This is a genomic window from Vibrio albus (assembly GCF_003144035.1).
GTDB lineage: Bacteria > Pseudomonadota > Gammaproteobacteria > Enterobacterales > Vibrionaceae > Vibrio > Vibrio albus.
This window is the reverse complement of record NZ_QFWT01000002.1, coordinates 542,024-560,383: the sequence shown is the minus strand read 5'-3', so window position 1 is coordinate 560,383 and position 18,360 is coordinate 542,024. Positions and strand designations below refer to the sequence as shown.

Here is an 18,360-nt window from a genome sequence, read left to right as displayed (position 1 = left end):
CTAAAGGGTTGTCGTAGACTACGACGTTGATAGGCAGGGTGTGTAAGCGTTGTGAGGCGTTGAGCTAACCTGTACTAATTGCCCGTGAGGCTTAACCATACAACACCCAAGGGGTTTTGATGGACTCAAAGCAAGAACAGAATTGAATGTGTGAATGAGACTTAAAAACAGCTTTCCAGATTATTCTCTAGAAATAGAGATAAAGAATTTGCTTGGCGACCATAGCGTTGTGGACCCACCTGATTCCATGCCGAACTCAGAAGTGAAACGCAATAGCGCCGATGGTAGTGTGGGGTTTCCCCATGTGAGAGTAGGACATCGCCAGGCTTTAAATTTAGATCAAGCCCCAGCAGAAATGCTGGGGCTTTTTCGTTTTTAGCGTTCATAGTATTAAATGATATCAAACAAAAAAGCTCTCTGTTCTGAATAAATGTGCTTCCACAAGCCTCCCAAGACGTCCCCTGTTCGTATTCATTCTTTAAGTACACTCGTTCTCTCTATTATTTAAATCACCTGGTATGGATCACCTGGAGTCGTGATTTTTCCTGCTTGGTGCTATCGTTCATTAGGCAGGTTATTAGGGGGGGGGCTGTGCTTTGGTGGCTTAAAACGTGTTTATAGAGGCCGTAGAGGCTGATTGATCGTATTATAAGGGGATTTACGGCCTTATTGTTGGGGTGCTTATATACGCTATAGCTTGTGTTTATTTGGGCTAATAGGATAAAAAGCCCATTTGAGTATAGAAAAGCAACAAACGCACGATTTTTTGCAATTTTCTATTGACCCAAAAGCAGAAAAAACGTTTAATACACCTCGTTGCCCGGATAGCTCAGTCGGTAGAGCAGAGGATTGAAAATCCTCGTGTCGGTGGTTCGATTCCGCCTCCGGGCACCATATTTAAACTTATTGAAATACGAATGTTTAATAAGTTAAATGAAAATATAGTGCGCCGACTTAGCTCAGTAGGTAGAGCAACTGACTTGTAATCAGTAGGTCACCAGTTCGATTCCGGTAGTCGGCACCATTTTTCATTAAAGAGTTTATTCCCCCTTAGTTCAGTTGGTAGAACGGCGGACTGTTAATCCGTATGTCGCAGGTTCGAGTCCCGCAGGGGGAGCCACTTTCCCATCGAATGTTTGTTAGCATTTAATTGGAAACGGAGCCGACTTAGCTCAGTAGGTAGAGCAACTGACTTGTAATCAGTAGGTCACCAGTTCGATTCCGGTAGTCGGCACCATTTACTAAATTTATTTAGTAAACACATTCTATTCCCCCTTAGTTCAGTTGGTAGAACGGCGGACTGTTAATCCGTATGTCGCAGGTTCGAGTCCCGCAGGGGGAGCCACTTTCCGAAAGCCCGGTGATTAATCACCGGGCTTTTTCCTTTCTAAAGATCTTCATAATGCACTGAATGTTCTTATTTTGTGATGTTTTTGGCAACACGCAGATGTAAAGATTATTAGCGCGATAGACACGAAATATGCTATTATTCAACGCTAATCTGTCTATGGTGATAATTTTCACTGGTTTTTTAATTGGTAAGTGTACTGGAGGACTCAATGGCTGTAGCTGCCAATAAACGTTCTGTGATGACTTTATTCTCAAGCGCATCCGATATGTATAGTCATCAGGTTCGTATTGTTCTGGCCGAAAAAGGGGTAAGTGTTGAAGTCGAGTTAGTGGATGAAGCTAATTTGCCAACCGAGCTGATCGAGCTTAACCCATATAAATCAGTACCGACTCTGATTGACCGTGAACTTGCACTGTATGATTCTAAGATCATCATGGAGTATCTTGATGAGCGTTTCCCTCATCCGCCGCTGATGCCTGTGTACCCTGTTGCTCGTGGTAGCAGCCGTTTGATGATGTATCGCATCGAAACCAACTGGTATTCACTGGCCAGAAAGATCATGGCTGGTAATGGAGAAGAAGCTGAGTCTGCCCGTCAGAAGCTACGCAATGACCTCCTGACCCTTGCGCCAATCTTTGCAGAATATGAGTACTTCATGAGTGAAGAATTCAGCCTGATTGATTGCTACCTGGCCCCGCTTCTTTGGCGTTTGCCTGAAATGGGTATTGAGCTGACAGGACCTGGATCAAAAGAAATCAAAGTTTATATGAATCGAGTGTTTGAAAGGGATTCATTCCTGGCTTCTCTGACCGAAGTTGAACGTGAGATGCGTCTGGCTCGCTAATGGATATTGAGAAGATGACTCCTCGCCGCCCTTATATGCTGCGGGCATTTTATGAGTGGCTGGTTGATAATGAATTGACTCCTCATCTTGTCGTTGATGCCACAATGCAAGGTGTTCGTGTCCCGACGGAATTTGTTCAGGATGGACAGATCATTTTGAATCTGGCTCCCAGAGCGGTCGGTAATCTGGAAATGGGCAATGAAGCGGTTACCTTTAATGCCCGTTTTGGTGGTAGACCACATTCGGTTATTGTGCCTCTGTACGCTGTTCAGGCTATCTATGCGCGAGAAAATGGCGCTGGTACTATGTTCGAGCCTGAAGATGCTTATATGGACGAGTATAACGACGAGGCTGAAATTTCAGAGTTTGATGATGAATCTGGTGATTTTCTGAATGAACCGGATGAACACCTTCAACAGAGTGTTTCTTCAGAAGATGAAGCACCAAGACCGAAGAAAGGTAAGCCGACGCTTCGAGTCGTAAAGTAGTTAATTCTATGCAGTCTCAATAATAAAAAAGCAGCGATGATTCGCTGCTTTTTTCATTTTACCTATTTAGCTGTAGCAATAGATAACTAGCTTTCATCCTTTTCCTGATAACTACCGACCTCTACCGGCTCAATATAAGGGATAACCTCAGTTTCCTGAGCTGAATCCGAGGCGGTTGGTTTAGTCGGGTTCTGAACCTTGAGATCTGATATTGGCGCGGGTTCCTCATTCACCGGAGTGTCGCTAACAGCGTCTTCCTGTGTGGTCGTGGTGGTATAGCGGAACCCTTTAATGACCTGTTTCACCCCGGAAATATTCCGGGCGATGTTAATGGCAACATCAGCCTGTTCCCGGGTGACTAGCCCCAGCAGATAGACCTGTCCGAGTTCCGTATAGACCTTGATTTTAACCCCTTGCAGTTCCTTCTTGGTTAACAGGTTGGATTTTACTTTAGTGGTAATCCACACATCATGACTGATATCGCTCATAGTCGGCAGGTCACGAACTTGAAGTTGATTGTTGACTGACTTGACCCCGTCTATTTTAAATACCTGCTGGGTTAAAGTGCTTTTTATCGGCTGGTTCACTGCTTGTCCGATCAGAAGGACGTCTCCGCCATACGAACTGGCAGTGACTCTTGCCTGAGTATTGAAAGGGGCTTTGTTACCTAGCCCGGTGACCTCCAGCTCGATCATATTATCGTCAAGAATCTCTTTACTGCTACGACTGTCTGTAACGACATTCGCGGTCGCGGCGGCCCCGGCAATAAATGCTCCGGCACAGCCAGTCAGGTATACAGAAAAAACAGGGATAAGCAGAACGCGTATAAGCGGTTTCATGAATAACTACTCCTCGTGCGATGGGAACAGTACCTGATCAATCAGATCGCACAGACAGTGAAGGGTGACCATGTGGATCTCATGGATCCGGGCCGTTCTTTGTGATGGGATCCGGATTTCAACATCGTTTTCGCCCAGTAGCCCGGCCATCTCACCACCATCTTTGCCGGTAAGCGCAATGATAGTCATATCCCGGGTTACAGCTGCTTCCATGGCTTTGATGATATTTTTGCTGTTACCACTTGTGGACAGGGCCAGCAGTATATCGCCAGTTTGTCCCAATGCCCTTACCTGCTTGGAAAAGATTTGATCATAATCGTAGTCGTTAGCGACAGCGGTCAGCGTGGTATTATCCGCGGTAAGCGCCATAGCCGGAAGGCTGGGACGCTCTGTTTCAAAGTGATTCAGAAGACAAGAGACAAACTGCTGTGCATTGGCCGCAGAACCACCGTTACCGCAGCAGAGAATTTTATTGCCATTAAGCAAGCTACTGACCATTGCCTGGGCCGCATGGGTGATAACATCTGGCAACGAATCGGCGGCGACTATCAGTGTTTGAATACTTTCACTAAAATTTTCTTTAATGCTGTCTTGCATGGTTATTCCTGAGTTATTGCATTTTTTATCCAGTTAATATCTTCGCCTTGCTGATGGATAGCGACGACATCAAACCGAAAGTCGGTTGTATAGGGGGAGAGTCCCTTTTGACTTAGCCACAGGTAAGCGGTTTTAATCAATCGCTGTGACTTTCTGTAAGTAACAAATTCTGCGGCATGTCCGAAACTTGTTTGCTTACGATATTTGACTTCAACAAATACGATGCATTGTTTGTCTTGCATTATAAGATCAATTTCACCGCATTTGGCGGTGAAATTTTTCCCAATAAACGTTAGTCCCTGGCGCTTCAGATAACGTTTCGCCAGAGACTCATATTGGTTGCCTATCGCTCTACGGCTGAAGAGCATTAAACTCAGCCCATTTTATTTCCCGCTGAACAACACACTGATCATCAATGCTCAGAGTACCGGTTTCCCCTTTGACCCGATAATCAGGGTCCACTTTCATCTGAGGGAGTTCATTGATCAGCCGATAAGCGTCCATTCCCAGAGCCATAAGACGTTTTTCATCATTACTTTGGTTTGGCCACAAGTGGGTTAGCTGGTTGTTAAAATGAGCATTGCTTTCCGTGAGTAGTGGGATATCACTAAAGGTGACACCAGAAAGATCCTCAAACTGTCGATCACCGCCGGTGTTACTGTGCGAATTTGCAAACAGCTTAGGAGGTCTGGCATCAGGGTTAACGGCTACCTCGATGAACGGTTTGATCAACGTCAGATCAGCGCTGCTGGCATTAATATAGACCGCATCAATATCTCTGCGGCTGCGAGGCTGGCTTTCGATATTGGAGCCCAGCAGGTTTTCCATCTGAACAATGCGGGACTGACTCTCTTTCAGGCCGAATACACTATTGATATTCTGCTGCAGTTGACGGCGGTTTCCATAGTAACTGACCGCGGCCTGATTACGGCTATATTTTTTCCATTCATCCTGGAAAGCGATCGCAATTCTTTCACCGTAGCTTCCTTTTGGAGTGAGAATTAATGGATACCGGAAGCCTTGAGAAAACAGATGCCGGGCCCCCTGAGCAACTTCCTGTTCCGGGGACAAAGTCAGATAGCAGGTTTCTGAGTCAACATTGATATCATCAGGGAAGTTCAGAGCCAACATCGGGATACGGTACTCTTTTTCATTCTGAATAGCCTGTAGCTGCTCAATATTATCTTTGATCAGAGGACCGATAACAAAGTCGATATTCTTTTCATCCAGCTCCTTTCTCACGTCTGCTATTGCGTTAGCATTCGTATCTATCACGTTCAGTATGGCATCATCTTCCCGTGTCGTATCATCCATCATGGCCAGCAGGAATCCATTCCGTACCAACTCGGCTTGTTTAGCATATTTACCGGTCAGAGGCAGAAGCAGGGCTGTGTTCTTCGGCTGAACAATTTCAAGATCGAGAATGTCCTGGATATCTGCCGGAATATAAAGAGCGGCAGGATGCTGAGGGTTCTCCTGCATCCAGCTTTCCAGAGCGGTTTTGAGCTGCAGAACGTTATCACTCATTGTCTGCATATACATGGCAAGCCTTAACCAACCCGCCAGTTCGGTCTCGTCCGGCGTGGCAGAAAAGTTCGCAATTTCATACTGTGAGAGCTGAGAGAGGTTTGTCCACACCTGAGTAGCCACATTCTTCTGTTCTGACTCTGGCAGGTAAGAAGACAACTGCAGCCACTCTCGGCTGACACTGAAATAGCGTTCCAGCCTGGTTAGCATCTGAATGCGTAAATAATGGTAGTCTGTCCACTGATCATCAGGTAGTTTCCACCAGGGTTGGAAAGTCAGCTGTGCAAGCGCATCTTCCGTTTGTCCTTCGGTAAAGAGCAGCTCCGCACGGGCTAATTGCCATTCCGCTTGTTGTATCTCTGTCAGATTCTGTTTTGCCAGTCTTTTTATCAGCAGAACGGCCTGACGAGTATTGCCTTCCTTTAGATCCGCTTTAAGAGCCATGATCAGCCAGTCATTCTGCAGGCTGCTCTGAGTCGTATCGGCTTTCATTAGGTAAACTTGTGCGGATAGGGTTGGCTCAGAAGTGATATCAACCGTTTCCGGCTCTGGTGGCTTGGAAGAACAGGCTGCCAGAGTGATTGCCAGTGCGATAGGAGTCAGCAGACGTGATACACTGCTTGCTTTGCTGGCAATTCGGTTTATTTGACCAAATTGCTGATGATGTGTTCGCTTATGCTTGATTCTAGCCATGAGTTCTTAATCAACTATGTGTAAAATTGTCTCTATATTAATCGTTGAAGTGATGGTAAACAAATGACAGATAACAAAACCTTCCCGTCAGAGATCCCAACTCTCTATATTGTACCTACCCCAATCGGTAATTTAGGGGATATCACTCAACGTGCTTTGGATGTTTTATCTTCTGTTGATGTGATTGCTGCAGAAGATACCCGTCATACCGGAAAGCTGCTGTCTCACTTTAATATTCAGACAAAAACGTTCGCGCTGCATGACCATAATGAGCAACAGAAAGCTCAGATGTTAGTCGACCGCCTACTGCAGGGTCAAACCATCGCTCTGGTGTCTGACGCAGGCACTCCTCTTATCAGTGATCCAGGATACCATCTGGTCAGTCAATGTCGTCAGGCGGGTGTTAAAGTTGTTCCACTTCCGGGCGCTTGTGCGTTTGTGACTGCGTTAAGTGCATCTGGTCTGCCTTCGGATCGTTTTAGCTTTGAAGGCTTTCTGCCTGCGAAAAGCAAAGGTCGTCGAGATAAATTTACTGAAATAGAAAAAGCGGAACGTACCTGCATTTTTTATGAGTCTCCTCACCGGATCATGGACTCTCTGCAGGATATGCTGGCGGTATTGGGACCAGAGAGAGACGTTGTACTGGCCCGGGAGTTAACCAAAACCTTTGAAACCATTCAGGGGATGCCTTTGGGCGAGCTGATTGACTGGATTAACGAAGATGATAACCGTAAGAAAGGAGAAATGGTTCTGTTGATCCATGGTTATCGTGAGAGTGAAAGTGAAGCGTTTTCACCGGAAGCCATTCGTTTGTTAACGTTATTAGTGAAAGAACTGCCACTGAAAAAAGCGGCAGCTATTGTGGCTGAAATGCACAACCTGAAAAAAAATGCGCTGTATAAGTGGGGACTGGATAACCTGGAATAAAGGAATCTTTGTTGCCCCGAGGCTGATGTTCCTATACAATCCGCCACCGGAACTGACCGGGTAGTCGCTGCTTCGTTGATGTCCCTTCTTTCTTATGATTGGGGGAGACTGTCGAAGGGGAGGAAAGTCCGGGCTCCATAGAGCAGGGTGCCAGGTAACGCCTGGGGAACGAGAGTTCACGACAAGTGCAGCAGAGAGAAGACCGCCGATGGCCCGATTTCTTCGGAACGGGCACAGGTAAGGCTGAAAGGGTGCGGTAAGAGCGCACCGTGCGGCTGGTAACAGTCCGTAGCAGGGTAAACTCCACCCGGAGCAAGACCAAATAGGCCCCCACACAGCGTGGCTCGCGTTAGGGGGCGGGTAGGTTGCTTGAGCCAGTGAGCGATTGCTGGCCTAGACGAATGGCTACCACCGCGTCAGCGGTACAGAACCCGGCTTACAGGTCAGTTCCCCTTATTCTAAGTTGTTGTTTTCTAAGGTGAATGTGCTCCTTGCTTACTCCTAGACGGAGTTTGCTACACGATGCAGTACATTCAGCTTAGGAACAATACCTTTCATTTTCGATTGAAAGTCCCTCAACATCTTCATTCCCTTACATGTCGTAAAGAGCTCACATGCTCTCTCAAAACCAACTCTTATTCTGTCGCTTGTTCAATGGTGGCACCCAAACTGTCTTTGATTACCAGCCTAGGTCATATGGCTGTGTCCGACGAGGCCGAACTTGAAAGCCTCTTTGATGAGATAACTAACTTCACCGGCATAAGAGCCTGTAGAACTCTCAGAGCGCGCCGGATGCGTTCTCAGGTGCAGAACGATAACCAGAATTCACAAGCCGACACAGAGCTTTACAGCGCACTAGAAGCACTACTCTCAACGCGACTGGATGCCGATTCGGCTAACGGTATCAGGATTAACTTGTCTAACCTGTTGAGCGCAGCCAAACCGACAGAAAGCCAGCAAACGGAACCAGAACCAGCACAAGAGCCGACACTAGTTTTGACTGAAGCATGGCGGCGATATGTCAACTTTAAGGACTGGACGGATAAGGACGCCAAGAACAACCATAACTACTATCTCTTCCTGCTGGCTCACTGGGGCAATGTCGATGTTTCCACTATTAAGAAGAAGGATCTCCGTGAGGCGCTATCTCGCTTCTCTCGCATGCCGAAAGGTAACAGAAAGCCTTACAACAAGATGACTGTTGGTGAGCGCTATGTGGCTTCTGAGGCTGATTTGCCTGATAGCGAACAAGTGAGTCCGACGACGATTAAACACCTTCTCAAGCTGTTACAAAGCTTTTTCAGCTCCTTCCTGACCAATGAGCTGGATGTCTTCGATAAGTCTCCTACTGACGGCATACGCGTTGAGGCATCAGGCAACCGCTACGGTGTCTATACCGATGATGAAGTGGCTGTCATCAAAGAGTTTGCACTGAAGCAGACGGATTGCTGGAAGAAGTGGACTCTGCTGCTGGGTATCTATACCGGGGCTAGAGCTGGTGAGGTGACCAAGTTCCTCAGAGATGGCGTGAAGTTTGATAAAGAAACCGGACGACATTACTTTGAACTGAAAGAAGGTAAGACGGTGAATGCCATCCGGAAAGTACCAGTCCATAAGGAACTTGAGCGGCTTGGTGTCGGCGAGATCTCCGGGATAATCGTCAAGAACAAGGCGACTAGTCACTGGATGACCAAAACCTTAGAGGCTCTCGGTTTACCGACCGTAGACATTGAAGGAAACAAGCGGCTGTATCACAGCTTCCGGCACACATTCATTACCAAGGCGGTTTCGAAAGGCTGTCAAATGGAACAGGTACAGGAAGTTGTTGGTCACAGTAAGCGGGCTGGGATAACGAGCCGGTACATTCACAAGCTGAGGTTAGAGGACTTGCTGCCTGTTATAGATTGTATCGAGTATTAGCTGTTGGTGAATTGAATTGGGCAAAGTTCGAGAGGTGCGGCACTGTAGTTTACCTGTGTTATTGATTATAATGTGTTCAATTAATCTCATATGAGGTCAGGAGATGACTGGACGTAAGGCAATACCCCCGAAGGTAAAACAACTGTTAAGACAAGAGGTTGGTTTCGGCTGTCCTGTAAGGGGATGCGGAAATCCATACCTGGAGTATCATCACTTTGACCCACCAGTGAACATTCGGCCACACAATGACCCTGAAGGAATGATAGCGCTATGTGCTCAGCACCATAAAAAAGCAGATGGAGGAGCTTATACGGTAGAACAGTTACATGCTCTGAAAAAGGATAAAGCTAACGCAGCACATGTCAAAGGAAACTTAGACTGGCTCCGACGCGATTTACTGGCGGTAGTTGGAGGTAACTTTTATTATGAAACACCAAGAATCATAGAGGTTGATGGTATTGAAGTCGTCTCTCTTCATCGGGATGAGGATGGATACCTTCGGCTTAGCGTTAATATGCTGAGTTTGTTACCTCAAGAGCGAATCATTATTGAAAGTAATTCTTGGGAGAGGATAGGGAATCCTTTGGACTTGAGATCTCCTCCTCAAGGAAAGGAACTAGAAGTTATGTATTCGAATGGTGATTGTCTGCATCTTCGGTTCATTGAATTGGATAGTCTGGAATCAGCGATTAAACGATACTCAACAGATATCTTTAAATCTCTAAGTTTTCCAATTACTGCGGTAGAGGTTAATTTTAGCGTCGCAGGTACAAACATTAATCTGACACCAACGTCGACAACACTTGGCGGTCTTCAAATGACAGGTAGTATGATGTCTAGGTGTGGAACAGGAGTATGTTTGCGGACAGGTACCAAGTGGCTACAAAATTCCAAAGTACAGACAAAATCAGCCGATCGAGTTGTTGATGTTTCTGACAATGTTCTTCGAGTGGACTTCCGACGCTCGTAGCTTATTGTGGCTATCCCAAATTACTGAAAAAAATCTAAAAGCCCATATATCTATAAGGATTTCCAATATTACCCCCATGCCCGTACCCAAGGGGTGGGAGCATCTTCCTGCCCTGACACACGGAACAACTTAAAGCACCGACGTTAAGCCGTGCAGAAGACGGGTAGCAGCGGCCTTACTTCCGTTCTAATACAATCCCTTAGCTCAGTTCTACCGCCTCACCAGCAGGCTCAGGCTACATAACTCATAAACCACCGTTTGTCGGCTTATGAAGTGAGCTATGCGTCGCGCGACCTACAGCTAGGAGTTGAGCCTTATCGGCTGGGTCAATTAGTCTGAGGGTACTTATCGACCTTCAGGACAGACTCATGAGCCACAGAACCTACTTTTACTGCCGGGTATCGACTACAGAACAAACGACAGCTAACCAAGTTCAGGCCTTTAAAGACAAAGGTTATGACGTGAACGAGCAGTTTGTAGTTGAGGACAATGTATCTGTCTTGGTTCCGGCTTTGGCTCGAAAGGAGTTCAACTGCATGGTTGAGCACAAACTAGCTTCTGGTGATACGCTGGTGGTGTTGAAGCTTGACCGACTTGGCAGAGATAATATCGACGTTCAGAAGACAATAGATATGCTTATCGAAAAGGGTATCAACGTGCATTGTCTCGATTTACCAGTCAAGGACTTATCGACGGCTGAAGGAAAGCTGATGCTTCAGACGTCCCGTGCTTTTGCTGAGTTCGAGCATAACCGGATACGTGAATGGACAGCTGAAGGGCAGGCTAGAGTCAGAGCTAAGGGGCGGACAATCGGCAGACCAAAGAGAGTGACACCGGAGAAGGTCTGGGAGCTGTGGAAACAGAAGCATTCCATTGTCTCCGTTGCCAAGGCGCTGGACATATCCATATCTTCAGTGGAACGTCTAAAAGCGCAAGCTGAGAATCAAATAGCAAGGAAGCTTTGGGAAATGAGGAGGCTTCCATTATCAAGGGCAGAACAAGCTCACAAGCTTGGCATACCTGTCTCAGTGTATCAGCGCTTTCTTACCTTGGCTAAAAGACTATGTGCATACGAGATTATAGAACTGAAACGGGAGCAACAGCTAACAGATAAGGAGGTAGCAGAAAAGCTGAGGATGAATCCTGAATCAGTTCAGCGCCTGCAAGCACTAATGACTTTGCCAGAGCAAGCACCAGCAGGGTAATATGCCCTTTATACTGTTATTAGGGAGGCTTTCGGTTTCCCTTTCCTTCCTGTCTCCTTTTCTTAGTTACACTCTTCCGGTCAGTCTCATTCCGTAGCTACTCCAGAACGATCTGTAAGCCATTCTCAGAGCTTCTAAACCATCAGCAGCCATTCCATCGGGGTTTATCTCAGGAGATCTCTGGAGATCACTCAGGAGGTTTCCTGTAGGCGTTACCTATTCACTCTATCCGCATAATCAATCAGACGACCTATAGGGGGAAGCCCGAAAGTTATCGCTTTCACCGCTTCTCTTTCTTGCGCCTTCTCTGGCTATCTCATTGGATTTCGTGTTGTCTCGTAAAGTATACCTTTGTGAGATGTCTCGAGTTTCGTTTAATGGTGTCTCATAAAGTTTGACTTTTGATTGTTGAGATATAAGGATGGAAACCTCTAAAGATTTAATGAGACGGTGATGATTAGGATGACTACGCACGACAATACTGACAATGTAACTACCGAGTTAGCTCCATTAGCAAGGCGAGTTAAGGCTATCGCTTTATCAGATTGCTCTATAGAAGAAGGAAGGCGATTAGTTAAAGAGCTTATGCCGCCAATGGAAAGTCCTGACCATTACATGTACGGTGATGATGTTCTTGAAGCATGGAATGTTGTTGTTGGTATTGGTGTTAATAAGAAGAGTTATCAAGAAAAAAGTCGCGAAGACTTTAAAGAAGACTGTCTTAATCTATCTAAGCTCTTCCATGAGGCTGAATCAGCAATAGGTTATCGAGTGGAGGATGACAATGATGGTGATAGTTTACTTTCTGAGACATATGAGACTGTTAATACTGTGTCAGAGCCACTTAATGAGACGTTTGAGACACCATGTGCGCATACAGGTCAGCACATTGGCTACATCCGTGTATCTACTGTAGACCAGAAGACAGACCGTCAACTTGCAGGCGTTGAACTGGATAAGCGTTATGAAGAGAAGGTGTCAGCTAGCACAATCAAACGTCCTCAACTCGAAGCTGCTAAAGACTTCTGTCGTGAAGGCGATACGCTGCATATCCACAGCTTAGACCGCGTATGTCGTTCAGGTGCGGGAGATGCCGTGTCATTGGTCGAAGAGATGAATGCCAAAGGTGTCACGATAGTCTTCCATAAAGAGGGGATGACCTTCTCAAACCATTACGGGGCAATGAATGCTGCTCAAAAGGGCGTTCTGTCTATCCTTGCCAGCGTAGCAGAGATGGAACGTGGTCTTATCCGTGAGCGTCAGCTTGAAGGCATAGCTGTGGCAAAAGCAAAAGGAAAGCATATGGGACGCCCGAAAGGCTCTAAGGTCTCGAAGGCTGATGTTGTTGCCGCACTTGAGGCAGGGAAGCAGGAAGAACTGACAAAGGCGCAGGTCGCAAAGAAGCTGGGTATAGGAAGGGCGACGCTATATCGGATACTAAATCAGTAGCTCTTACGCTCTCATCATCAGGGAGGCTTTCGGTCTCCCTTTCCTTCCAGTATCCCTTTCTTAGTTACACTCTTCCGGTCAATCTCATTCCGTAGCTACTCCAGAACGATCTGTAAGCCATTCTCAAGGCTTTTAAACCACCAGCAAGCTTATCTCAGTAGGTAAGCCCGAAACCTCAAGACACCTACCGACCAGATCGGAAGCATTGTTAGGTCATTGTTAATAGAACGACCTATAAGAACAACGTAAGTTTGTTAATGAAATGGTCATTCCACACCTACTAAGAAGAAACAAGCTTAAAGCATCCAACTGTGAACGCTGGTGCTAGGTACTTTAAGCAGCTTTCAGCTCTTTCTCTTCTGCTGATTCATCTTCAAAAGCAATCACGTCTTAAAGCAAAACGACAAATTACTCAAGGTAGAGCTCAGAACAGTGTTTCCTTGAGTAGCATGCCAGCCAAACAACATCGTTTCACTCGTCGTATTACACAGAGCCGTCTTTATATAGGTGTGCAAATGGCGACATTTAATTGAATAAAAAGTAACCACGCCCGAAGGAGGTCACTATTATCAACAAGCAAAACTACTTTGATGCATTGCATGAAGCTGTCTCTCAAGATGGGGCGCTTAAAGCGAATCATGTTCTACTGCTAACCACCATCTTATCCAAGACGAACAAAGACCTTGAAGCAGTGGCGTCTTACGAGCAACTGGCAAAGTGGACAATGATTGGAGAGCGGACGTTAAAGAGTCTTGTAAAAGGACTGGTGGATGAAGGTTGGCTGACGTACCAGAAAGGTAATACAGGGTATGCCAATGTCTACCAGATCGCTCTAGCTAAGTTACGCCCTCATGCCAAGTACTATCTTCCTGAGGCTCAGAGTAAGGTCTGTAAGTACAAGTTCGGCAAGAGGGAACTAAAAGCCTTATCACTTGAGTTCAACACCAAGAATCGTCCACGATTCCTACGTGAAGACGAGGACATCTCGATACTGGAAGCTGGAACTTACTTTGTGAAACCGAACGACAGCAAAGTGTATCTGGTACGAGACGATGAAAAGCGCCGTTATGCGGTTAGCATGGATGAACTCAGTGACTTTGAACGAGCTTACGCTTCACGTATAGATAATGACTTTGAGATGCCAGTCGTTCTGACAGATGTAGAGCTAAAGGCATTAGACGAAGCGAACAACATGCGAAAACCATTCCGTCAGTGGGAGGACTTCTCTGATGAAGAGCGTGACGCATGGATGTCCAGCCCGTATCGAAACATAAAACGTAAGATAGCTCGTCAATCTCATTGTCATTACGTCTACATTAACTATCGCATATCACGCATTACCAACATCTACCGTATCACACCGATGCCCACTTAAACCGTAGTACCGAAGCTACACATCACTAACCCGTCTCTTTCCGATAGTTCTCTCGGTTACTCCGCTCACAGCAATGCTTTAAGGTTGCGTGACGGGTGGCTGTGGGTGGACTTCGGGTAGCTGAGAGACTTATCAGAAGGAAACAAACCTTATTAAACTACAACTAACTAAAAGCCTGTTCTTAGGAGCAGATCCATATCAATACACCATCTACAGGCAGAAAGGTAAACGTCTCATGCCTGAACGCTTCTTTCCCAAACTAGAGCAAGTTGCTCAGTGGCTCGTTAACAATGCCTTAAGGGGAGAACTCGGTGCAGGAGGTGATGCAGCAACAGAGGCATGTAATGACATTACTTATCTGGCAGAACAGCTCACGCACCACGTTTACACACTAGAACGGACGCTTAAAGCTTCTGCTTCGAGCATATCGAAGGAGGTGGCATGACAGAACACCACATCTACACCGACGGAGCTGCACCGAACAACGGTAACTGCATTCAAGGTGGCGTAGGCGTCGCAATCTACGACAAAGAGCATCATCTAATTGGCACTTGTAAGGATACGGTACGACTCTTCGGAGGAACCACGACTAATGTCCGTTGTGAGATGCTGGCTCTTATCGCTGGTCTCGAACGCAGTAGCGGCAACGACATCATCTACACTGACAACGACATGCTGGTTAAAGGCTACAATCAGTGGCTTGATGGCTTGATGGCTGGAAAGCTAGGGGCTGGCGGAAAAGCAAGGGAGCTGTTAAGAACGTTGACCTATGGAAGCGCATTGATGAACTCCGTGAACAGCGACCGTCAGCAAGTGTGAAGTGGGTAAAGGGGCACAGCGGCAATGTTGGCAATGAGCTGGCTGATAAGCTGGCGTCTGAAGCTGCACGAGGGCTGTAGCTAAACGCAAACGCTCTCACATACAAGGAAAGGCTGAAAGCTGGCTACGTGCTGGCTCTCGGTCTACCTTCTGCTTGTATATTAGCGATATCTAATGCTAGGTGGCTGTTACCCTGCCTTTAATCTATGGCTCATTTATAGCCGATATCATTAGCATTCGCGCCATCTGGCTGGCGTCTTCTTGTCTGTGAAGTGCGCCGTCTTTTTGCTACACCGTTTGCTACACGATTTGCTACACGCAGGTCGGGTTCGGTATGTTTAAGACACAGTGATTACCCGGAGTTAAAAGCCCGGAGCAAGACCAAATAGGCCCCCACACAGCGTGGCTCGCGTTAGGGGGCGGGTAGGTTGCTTGAGCCAGTGAGCGATTGCTGGCCTAGACGAATGGCTACCACCGCGTTAGCGGTACAGAACCCGGCTTACAGGTCAGTTCCCCTTACTCAATAAGGTGTTGATTGCTAAGTTAAATATGATTTTTGTGCTTGTTGTTACACCAACTTTGCTACACAAAACGGTACATTTGGCTTTAGGAATCAACACCTTTTCTTTTGGGGCTTAGCTTACTGTTTCTGTTTATTCCATATCTTCCGCCATATTGACTTCTGCTGTGTCGAATTTTTCGCCAGACCATCCCTTGTTATTGAACCCTTCTGAAAATATGCTGTCACTATTGCTGATACAGTATGTTGTGTTGTTATGGCTGTTTTTCAGGAGCATAAGTCGTGTTTGAGTCGTTTTTTCCAAAGCCTAAGTTATTCTTTTTCAGTTTCGCTTTCTGGTCATTGTTATGTGTCATCGGCTGGTATGCCGCTATTCAGGGGATGGGGGGAGATTTAAGTCTGGCTTCCTGGGTTGGAATAGAATACCCCGCCCAACTAGCCGCCGATGCCCCTACGGCAGCCCGAGTTCAGTTTCAGTTATCAACAGAGACAGCGGTAAATGCCTGGCTGTACCAGTATATGGCAATCTGTTATGTGTTGTTTATCGGCTGTTGGATAAAACTGGGTAAGCAGAAGTGGGCTAAATGGTCGGTGGTTGGTTCAGCTCTGATCGTCTTTATTACCTGGTTTCAGGTGGAAGTGAGTGTCATGCTGAATGAGTGGTACGGGGATTTTTATAACCTGATCCAGAAAGCGTTATCCTCCCCCAACAGTATCACGCTGGATGAGTTCTATTCCGAATTGTCTACCGTGATGGTGATCCTGATGGTTGCCATTATGGTCGCGGTCTGTAACTCCTTTTTTGTCAGTCATTACGTATTTCGCTGGCGTACCGCAATGACAGACTACTATACCTCCAAATGGGCTCAGGTCCGGCATATCGAAGGGGCTTCACAGCGTATTCAGGAAGATACTATGCGCTTTGCCTCTATTATAGAAAGCCTTGGCGTGAGTTTTCTGAACTCTATTATGACACTGATAGCGTTTCTGCCTATTTTATGGGGATTGTCCGGGCATGTGAAATCATTGCCTCTTATCGGCGAAGTGCCGCAGGCCCTGGTGTTTGTCGCTATTTTGTGGTCTATTTTTGGTACATTACTTCTGGCTATGGCCGGGGTGAAGCTTCCGGGGCTTGAGTTTAAGAATCAGAAAGTCGAAGCGGCTTACCGTAAAGAGCTCGTTTATGGTGAGGACAATGAGCATCGGGCTCAGCCGGTGACATTGTCTGAACTGTTCAGCAATGTCCGACATAATTATTTCAAACTTTACCTTCACTATGTGTATTTCAATGTCGTGCGGTATGGTTATCTTCAGTTTGGTGCTTTTGTGCCTATGATAGCGCTGGCACCGTCTATTGTGGCTGGGGCATTTACGCTTGGAGTGATGCAGCGCATTCTGAATGCCTTTAATCAGGTTGAAAGCTCTTTTCAGTATCTGGTGAACTCCTGGACGACGATTGTTGAGCTTCTGTCCATTTACAAGCGCCTGAAAGCCTTTGAAGAGGCCGCCTCCGCTGACTCTGATAACGTCGCAGTACAGGAAGCGTATCAGGAGGGATAGCATTTTGAGCCACAGGAGGTTTAGGAATTGCTGGTACTCGACCAGAAGCTTGTTGTGGTATACTTATGAGTTATTATTTTGCCCACTGCCATACTTTTGTTCACTGTAATACAACACTGTTGTTTGCGGTGACATAGCAGCAGTGGTTTTTTGTTTATTAAGCGGCAAGAGTGTGAGAACACTGCCAGTATTGACAGAGAATTTACCCGCAGGGTGAGCTGCATTCTGGTCTCTTACCGACAAATACAATAATCTAACTGATTAACTAGGCCCTTCTGGGGAAAATGAGTGCACACCATGACTGAATCTTTCCAACATATCTCTGTTCTTTTGCATGAATCAATAGAGGGGCTGGCAATCAAATCCGATGGTATTTATATCGACGGGACATTCGGCAGAGGTGGTCACAGTCGTCAGATCCTTTCTCAACTGGGAGAAGGTGGCCGCTTGTACAGTATCGACCGGGATCCGACTGCAATTGATGAGGCAGGAAAAATCGACGATCCGCGTTTCACGATTATTCATGGTCCTTTTTCCGGGATTGCTGAATACGCAGAAGAGTATGGTATCGCGGGTAAAGTCGACGGTGTGCTGCTGGATCTTGGCGTTTCTTCACCTCAGTTGGATGATGCGGAGCGAGGGTTCAGTTTTATGAAGGACGGACCTCTGGATATGCGTATGGACCCAACCTCTGGCGTGTCTGCGGCTGAGTGGCTGCAGGAGGCCGATGCAGAGGACATTAGCTGGGTGCTGAAAGAGTTTGGGGAAGAGCGTTTTGCCTGGCGTATTGCCCGTGCAATTGTTGAGCACCGTGAGGATGAAGAGAAAGAACCGCTGACGCGGACCAGTCAGCTGGCTAAGCTAATCTCGGATGTTTCTCCGTTCCGGGAGAAGAAAAAGCACCCGGCGACACGCAGTTTCCAGGCCATTCGTATTTACATTAACAGTGAGCTGGAAGAGATAGATACGGCACTGAAAGGGGCTCTGAAAATACTGGCTCGGGGTGGCCGTCTGTCGGTGATCAGCTTCCACTCTCTGGAAGACCGGATGGTCAAACGCTTTATGCGTAAAGAGAGCAAAGGACCTGAAGTGCCTCATGGTATTCCTTTAACTGAAGATCAGATAAAAGAGCTGGGTAGCGCGGCCCTGAAAACGGTAGGCAAAGCCATTAAGCCGTCAAAGCAGGAAATCGAGCTTAACAGCCGTTCCAGAAGCTCGGTTCTGCGTATTGCAGAAAAGCTGTAACCATAATCAGGTACGATGAAGCTCAACAGGT

The 18,360-nt window shown here is 46.7% G+C and carries 16 protein-coding genes, 5 tRNA genes, 2 rRNA genes, 1 other RNA gene and 1 pseudogene; 21 read left to right on the top strand and 4 right to left on the bottom strand.

Translation table 11 applies throughout. The features are described from left to right. The 9 genes from DI392_RS06190 to sspB all read left to right on the top strand — a co-directional run. Window positions 1-99 (top strand): 23S ribosomal RNA (locus DI392_RS06190); the annotation flags it as partial. 112 nt (window positions 100-211) lie between these two features. Continuing rightward, window positions 212-327, top strand: a 5S ribosomal RNA gene (rrf, locus tag DI392_RS06185). Between the two features lie 491 nt (window positions 328-818). Continuing rightward, window positions 819-894: transfer RNA gene (locus DI392_RS06180), tRNA-Phe, on the top strand. Window positions 895-948: 54 nt separating this feature from the next. Next, window positions 949-1,024, top strand: a tRNA-Thr gene (locus tag DI392_RS06175). 20 nt (window positions 1,025-1,044) lie between these two features. Further along, window positions 1,045-1,120, top strand: a tRNA-Asn gene (locus DI392_RS06170). Window positions 1,121-1,161: 41 nt separating this feature from the next. Beyond that, window positions 1,162-1,237: transfer RNA gene (locus DI392_RS06165), tRNA-Thr, on the top strand. A 32-nt stretch (window positions 1,238-1,269) separates the two neighbouring features. Beyond that, window positions 1,270-1,345: transfer RNA gene (locus DI392_RS06160), tRNA-Asn, on the top strand. 214 nt (window positions 1,346-1,559) lie between these two features. Beyond that, window positions 1,560-2,195, top strand: a complete 636-nt coding sequence (sspA, locus tag DI392_RS06155; protein WP_109319014.1) for a stringent starvation protein SspA — start codon at window positions 1,560-1,562, stop codon at window positions 2,193-2,195. After that, a complete protein-coding gene (gene sspB / locus DI392_RS06150; protein WP_109319013.1) occupies window positions 2,195-2,683 on the top strand; it encodes a ClpXP protease specificity-enhancing factor in 489 nt (162 codons plus the stop codon). Before sspA ends, sspB begins: the two co-directional genes overlap by 1 nt. An 86-nt stretch (window positions 2,684-2,769) precedes the next feature. Here the strand turns inward: sspB and DI392_RS06145 are convergent, their stop codons facing one another. From DI392_RS06145 to DI392_RS06130, 4 genes are read right to left on the bottom strand one after another with little or no spacing between them, the layout of a single operon-like run. Beyond that, window positions 2,770-3,522, bottom strand: a complete 753-nt coding sequence (locus tag DI392_RS06145) for a BON domain-containing protein (RefSeq protein WP_109319012.1) — start codon at window positions 3,520-3,522, stop codon at window positions 2,770-2,772. Window positions 3,523-3,528: 6 nt separating this feature from the next. Then, a complete protein-coding gene (locus DI392_RS06140; protein WP_109319011.1) occupies window positions 3,529-4,119 on the bottom strand; it encodes a phosphoheptose isomerase in 591 nt (196 codons plus the stop codon). 2 nt (window positions 4,120-4,121) lie between these two features. Then, complete coding sequence (locus DI392_RS06135; RefSeq protein ID WP_109319010.1) at window positions 4,122-4,487, bottom strand: YraN family protein; 366 nt, start codon at window positions 4,485-4,487, stop codon at window positions 4,122-4,124. Continuing rightward, a complete protein-coding gene (locus DI392_RS06130) occupies window positions 4,471-6,339 on the bottom strand; it encodes a penicillin-binding protein activator (RefSeq protein WP_109319009.1) in 1,869 nt (622 codons plus the stop codon). The genes DI392_RS06135 and DI392_RS06130 overlap by 17 nt, the downstream gene beginning before the upstream one ends. Before the next feature lie 63 nt (window positions 6,340-6,402). On the opposite strand from DI392_RS06130, the gene rsmI reads away from it, so the two are divergent. The 12 genes and pseudogenes from rsmI to rsmH all read left to right on the top strand — a co-directional run bounded on the left by rsmI (window position 6,403) and on the right by rsmH (window position 18,329). Then, on the top strand, window positions 6,403-7,266 hold the full coding sequence (rsmI, locus tag DI392_RS06125; RefSeq protein WP_109319008.1) for a 16S rRNA (cytidine(1402)-2'-O)-methyltransferase: 864 nt from the start codon (window positions 6,403-6,405) through the stop codon (window positions 7,264-7,266). Between the two features lie 48 nt (window positions 7,267-7,314). Beyond that, window positions 7,315-7,721, top strand: an RNA gene (rnpB, locus tag DI392_RS06120) — RNase P RNA component class A. Window positions 7,722-7,788: 67 nt separating this feature from the next. After that, window positions 7,789-7,920: pseudogene (locus DI392_RS20000) on the top strand (DUF6538 domain-containing protein); the annotation flags it as partial. Between the two features lie 42 nt (window positions 7,921-7,962). Next, the gene (locus DI392_RS06115) at window positions 7,963-9,186 is read left to right on the top strand and encodes a tyrosine-type recombinase/integrase (RefSeq protein WP_219930880.1); all 1,224 of its coding nucleotides are present in this window, start codon (window positions 7,963-7,965) and stop codon (window positions 9,184-9,186) included. 103 nt (window positions 9,187-9,289) lie between these two features. After that, a complete protein-coding gene (locus tag DI392_RS06110) occupies window positions 9,290-10,156 on the top strand; it encodes an HNH endonuclease (protein WP_109319006.1) in 867 nt (288 codons plus the stop codon). A 368-nt stretch (window positions 10,157-10,524) separates the two neighbouring features. Next, entirely contained in the window at window positions 10,525-11,361 is an 837-nt protein-coding gene (locus DI392_RS06105; protein ID WP_109319005.1) for a recombinase family protein, read from the top strand. Between the two features lie 462 nt (window positions 11,362-11,823). After that, window positions 11,824-12,810, top strand: a complete 987-nt coding sequence (locus DI392_RS06100; RefSeq protein ID WP_245883956.1) for a recombinase family protein — start codon at window positions 11,824-11,826, stop codon at window positions 12,808-12,810. A gap of 595 nt (window positions 12,811-13,405) precedes the next feature. Then, on the top strand, window positions 13,406-14,185 hold the full coding sequence (locus DI392_RS06095) for a helix-turn-helix domain-containing protein (RefSeq protein ID WP_109319004.1): 780 nt from the start codon (window positions 13,406-13,408) through the stop codon (window positions 14,183-14,185). 441 nt (window positions 14,186-14,626) lie between these two features. Next, window positions 14,627-15,004, top strand: a complete 378-nt coding sequence (locus DI392_RS06085) for an RNase H family protein (RefSeq protein ID WP_245883954.1) — start codon at window positions 14,627-14,629, stop codon at window positions 15,002-15,004. Further along, a complete protein-coding gene (locus DI392_RS19730; RefSeq protein WP_425445682.1) occupies window positions 14,965-15,084 on the top strand; it encodes an RNase H family protein in 120 nt (39 codons plus the stop codon). The genes DI392_RS06085 and DI392_RS19730 overlap by 40 nt, the downstream gene beginning before the upstream one ends. Window positions 15,085-15,806: 722 nt before the next feature. Continuing rightward, window positions 15,807-17,084 (top strand): peptide antibiotic transporter SbmA, encoded by a 1,278-nt coding sequence (gene sbmA, locus DI392_RS06080; protein WP_109319002.1) that lies wholly within the window; start codon window positions 15,807-15,809, stop codon window positions 17,082-17,084. 297 nt (window positions 17,085-17,381) lie between these two features. Further along, a complete protein-coding gene (rsmH, locus tag DI392_RS06075) occupies window positions 17,382-18,329 on the top strand; it encodes a 16S rRNA (cytosine(1402)-N(4))-methyltransferase RsmH (RefSeq protein ID WP_109319001.1) in 948 nt (315 codons plus the stop codon). The last annotated feature ends 31 nt before the right edge of the window (window positions 18,330-18,360 follow it).

Coding starts and splice junctions, on each gene's coding strand:
- DI392_RS06085 (WP_245883954.1), top strand. CDS start 14,627: ATGACAGAACACCACATCTACACCGACGGAGCTGCACCGAACAACGGT.
- DI392_RS06115 (WP_219930880.1), top strand. CDS start 7,963: ATGGCTGTGTCCGACGAGGCCGAACTTGAAAGCCTCTTTGATGAGATA.
- DI392_RS06145 (WP_109319012.1), bottom strand. CDS start 3,522: ATGAAACCGCTTATACGCGTTCTGCTTATCCCTGTTTTTTCTGTATAC.
- sspA (WP_109319014.1), top strand. CDS start 1,560: ATGGCTGTAGCTGCCAATAAACGTTCTGTGATGACTTTATTCTCAAGC.
- rsmH (WP_109319001.1), top strand. CDS start 17,382: ATGACTGAATCTTTCCAACATATCTCTGTTCTTTTGCATGAATCAATA.
- sspB (WP_109319013.1), top strand. CDS start 2,195: ATGGATATTGAGAAGATGACTCCTCGCCGCCCTTATATGCTGCGGGCA.
- DI392_RS06130 (WP_109319009.1), bottom strand. CDS start 6,339: ATGGCTAGAATCAAGCATAAGCGAACACATCATCAGCAATTTGGTCAA.
- rsmI (WP_109319008.1), top strand. CDS start 6,403: ATGACAGATAACAAAACCTTCCCGTCAGAGATCCCAACTCTCTATATT.
- DI392_RS06110 (WP_109319006.1), top strand. CDS start 9,290: ATGACTGGACGTAAGGCAATACCCCCGAAGGTAAAACAACTGTTAAGA.
- DI392_RS06100 (WP_245883956.1), top strand. CDS start 11,824: ATGACTACGCACGACAATACTGACAATGTAACTACCGAGTTAGCTCCA.
- DI392_RS06105 (WP_109319005.1), top strand. CDS start 10,525: ATGAGCCACAGAACCTACTTTTACTGCCGGGTATCGACTACAGAACAA.
- DI392_RS06135 (WP_109319010.1), bottom strand. CDS start 4,487: ATGCTCTTCAGCCGTAGAGCGATAGGCAACCAATATGAGTCTCTGGCG.
- DI392_RS06140 (WP_109319011.1), bottom strand. CDS start 4,119: ATGCAAGACAGCATTAAAGAAAATTTTAGTGAAAGTATTCAAACACTG.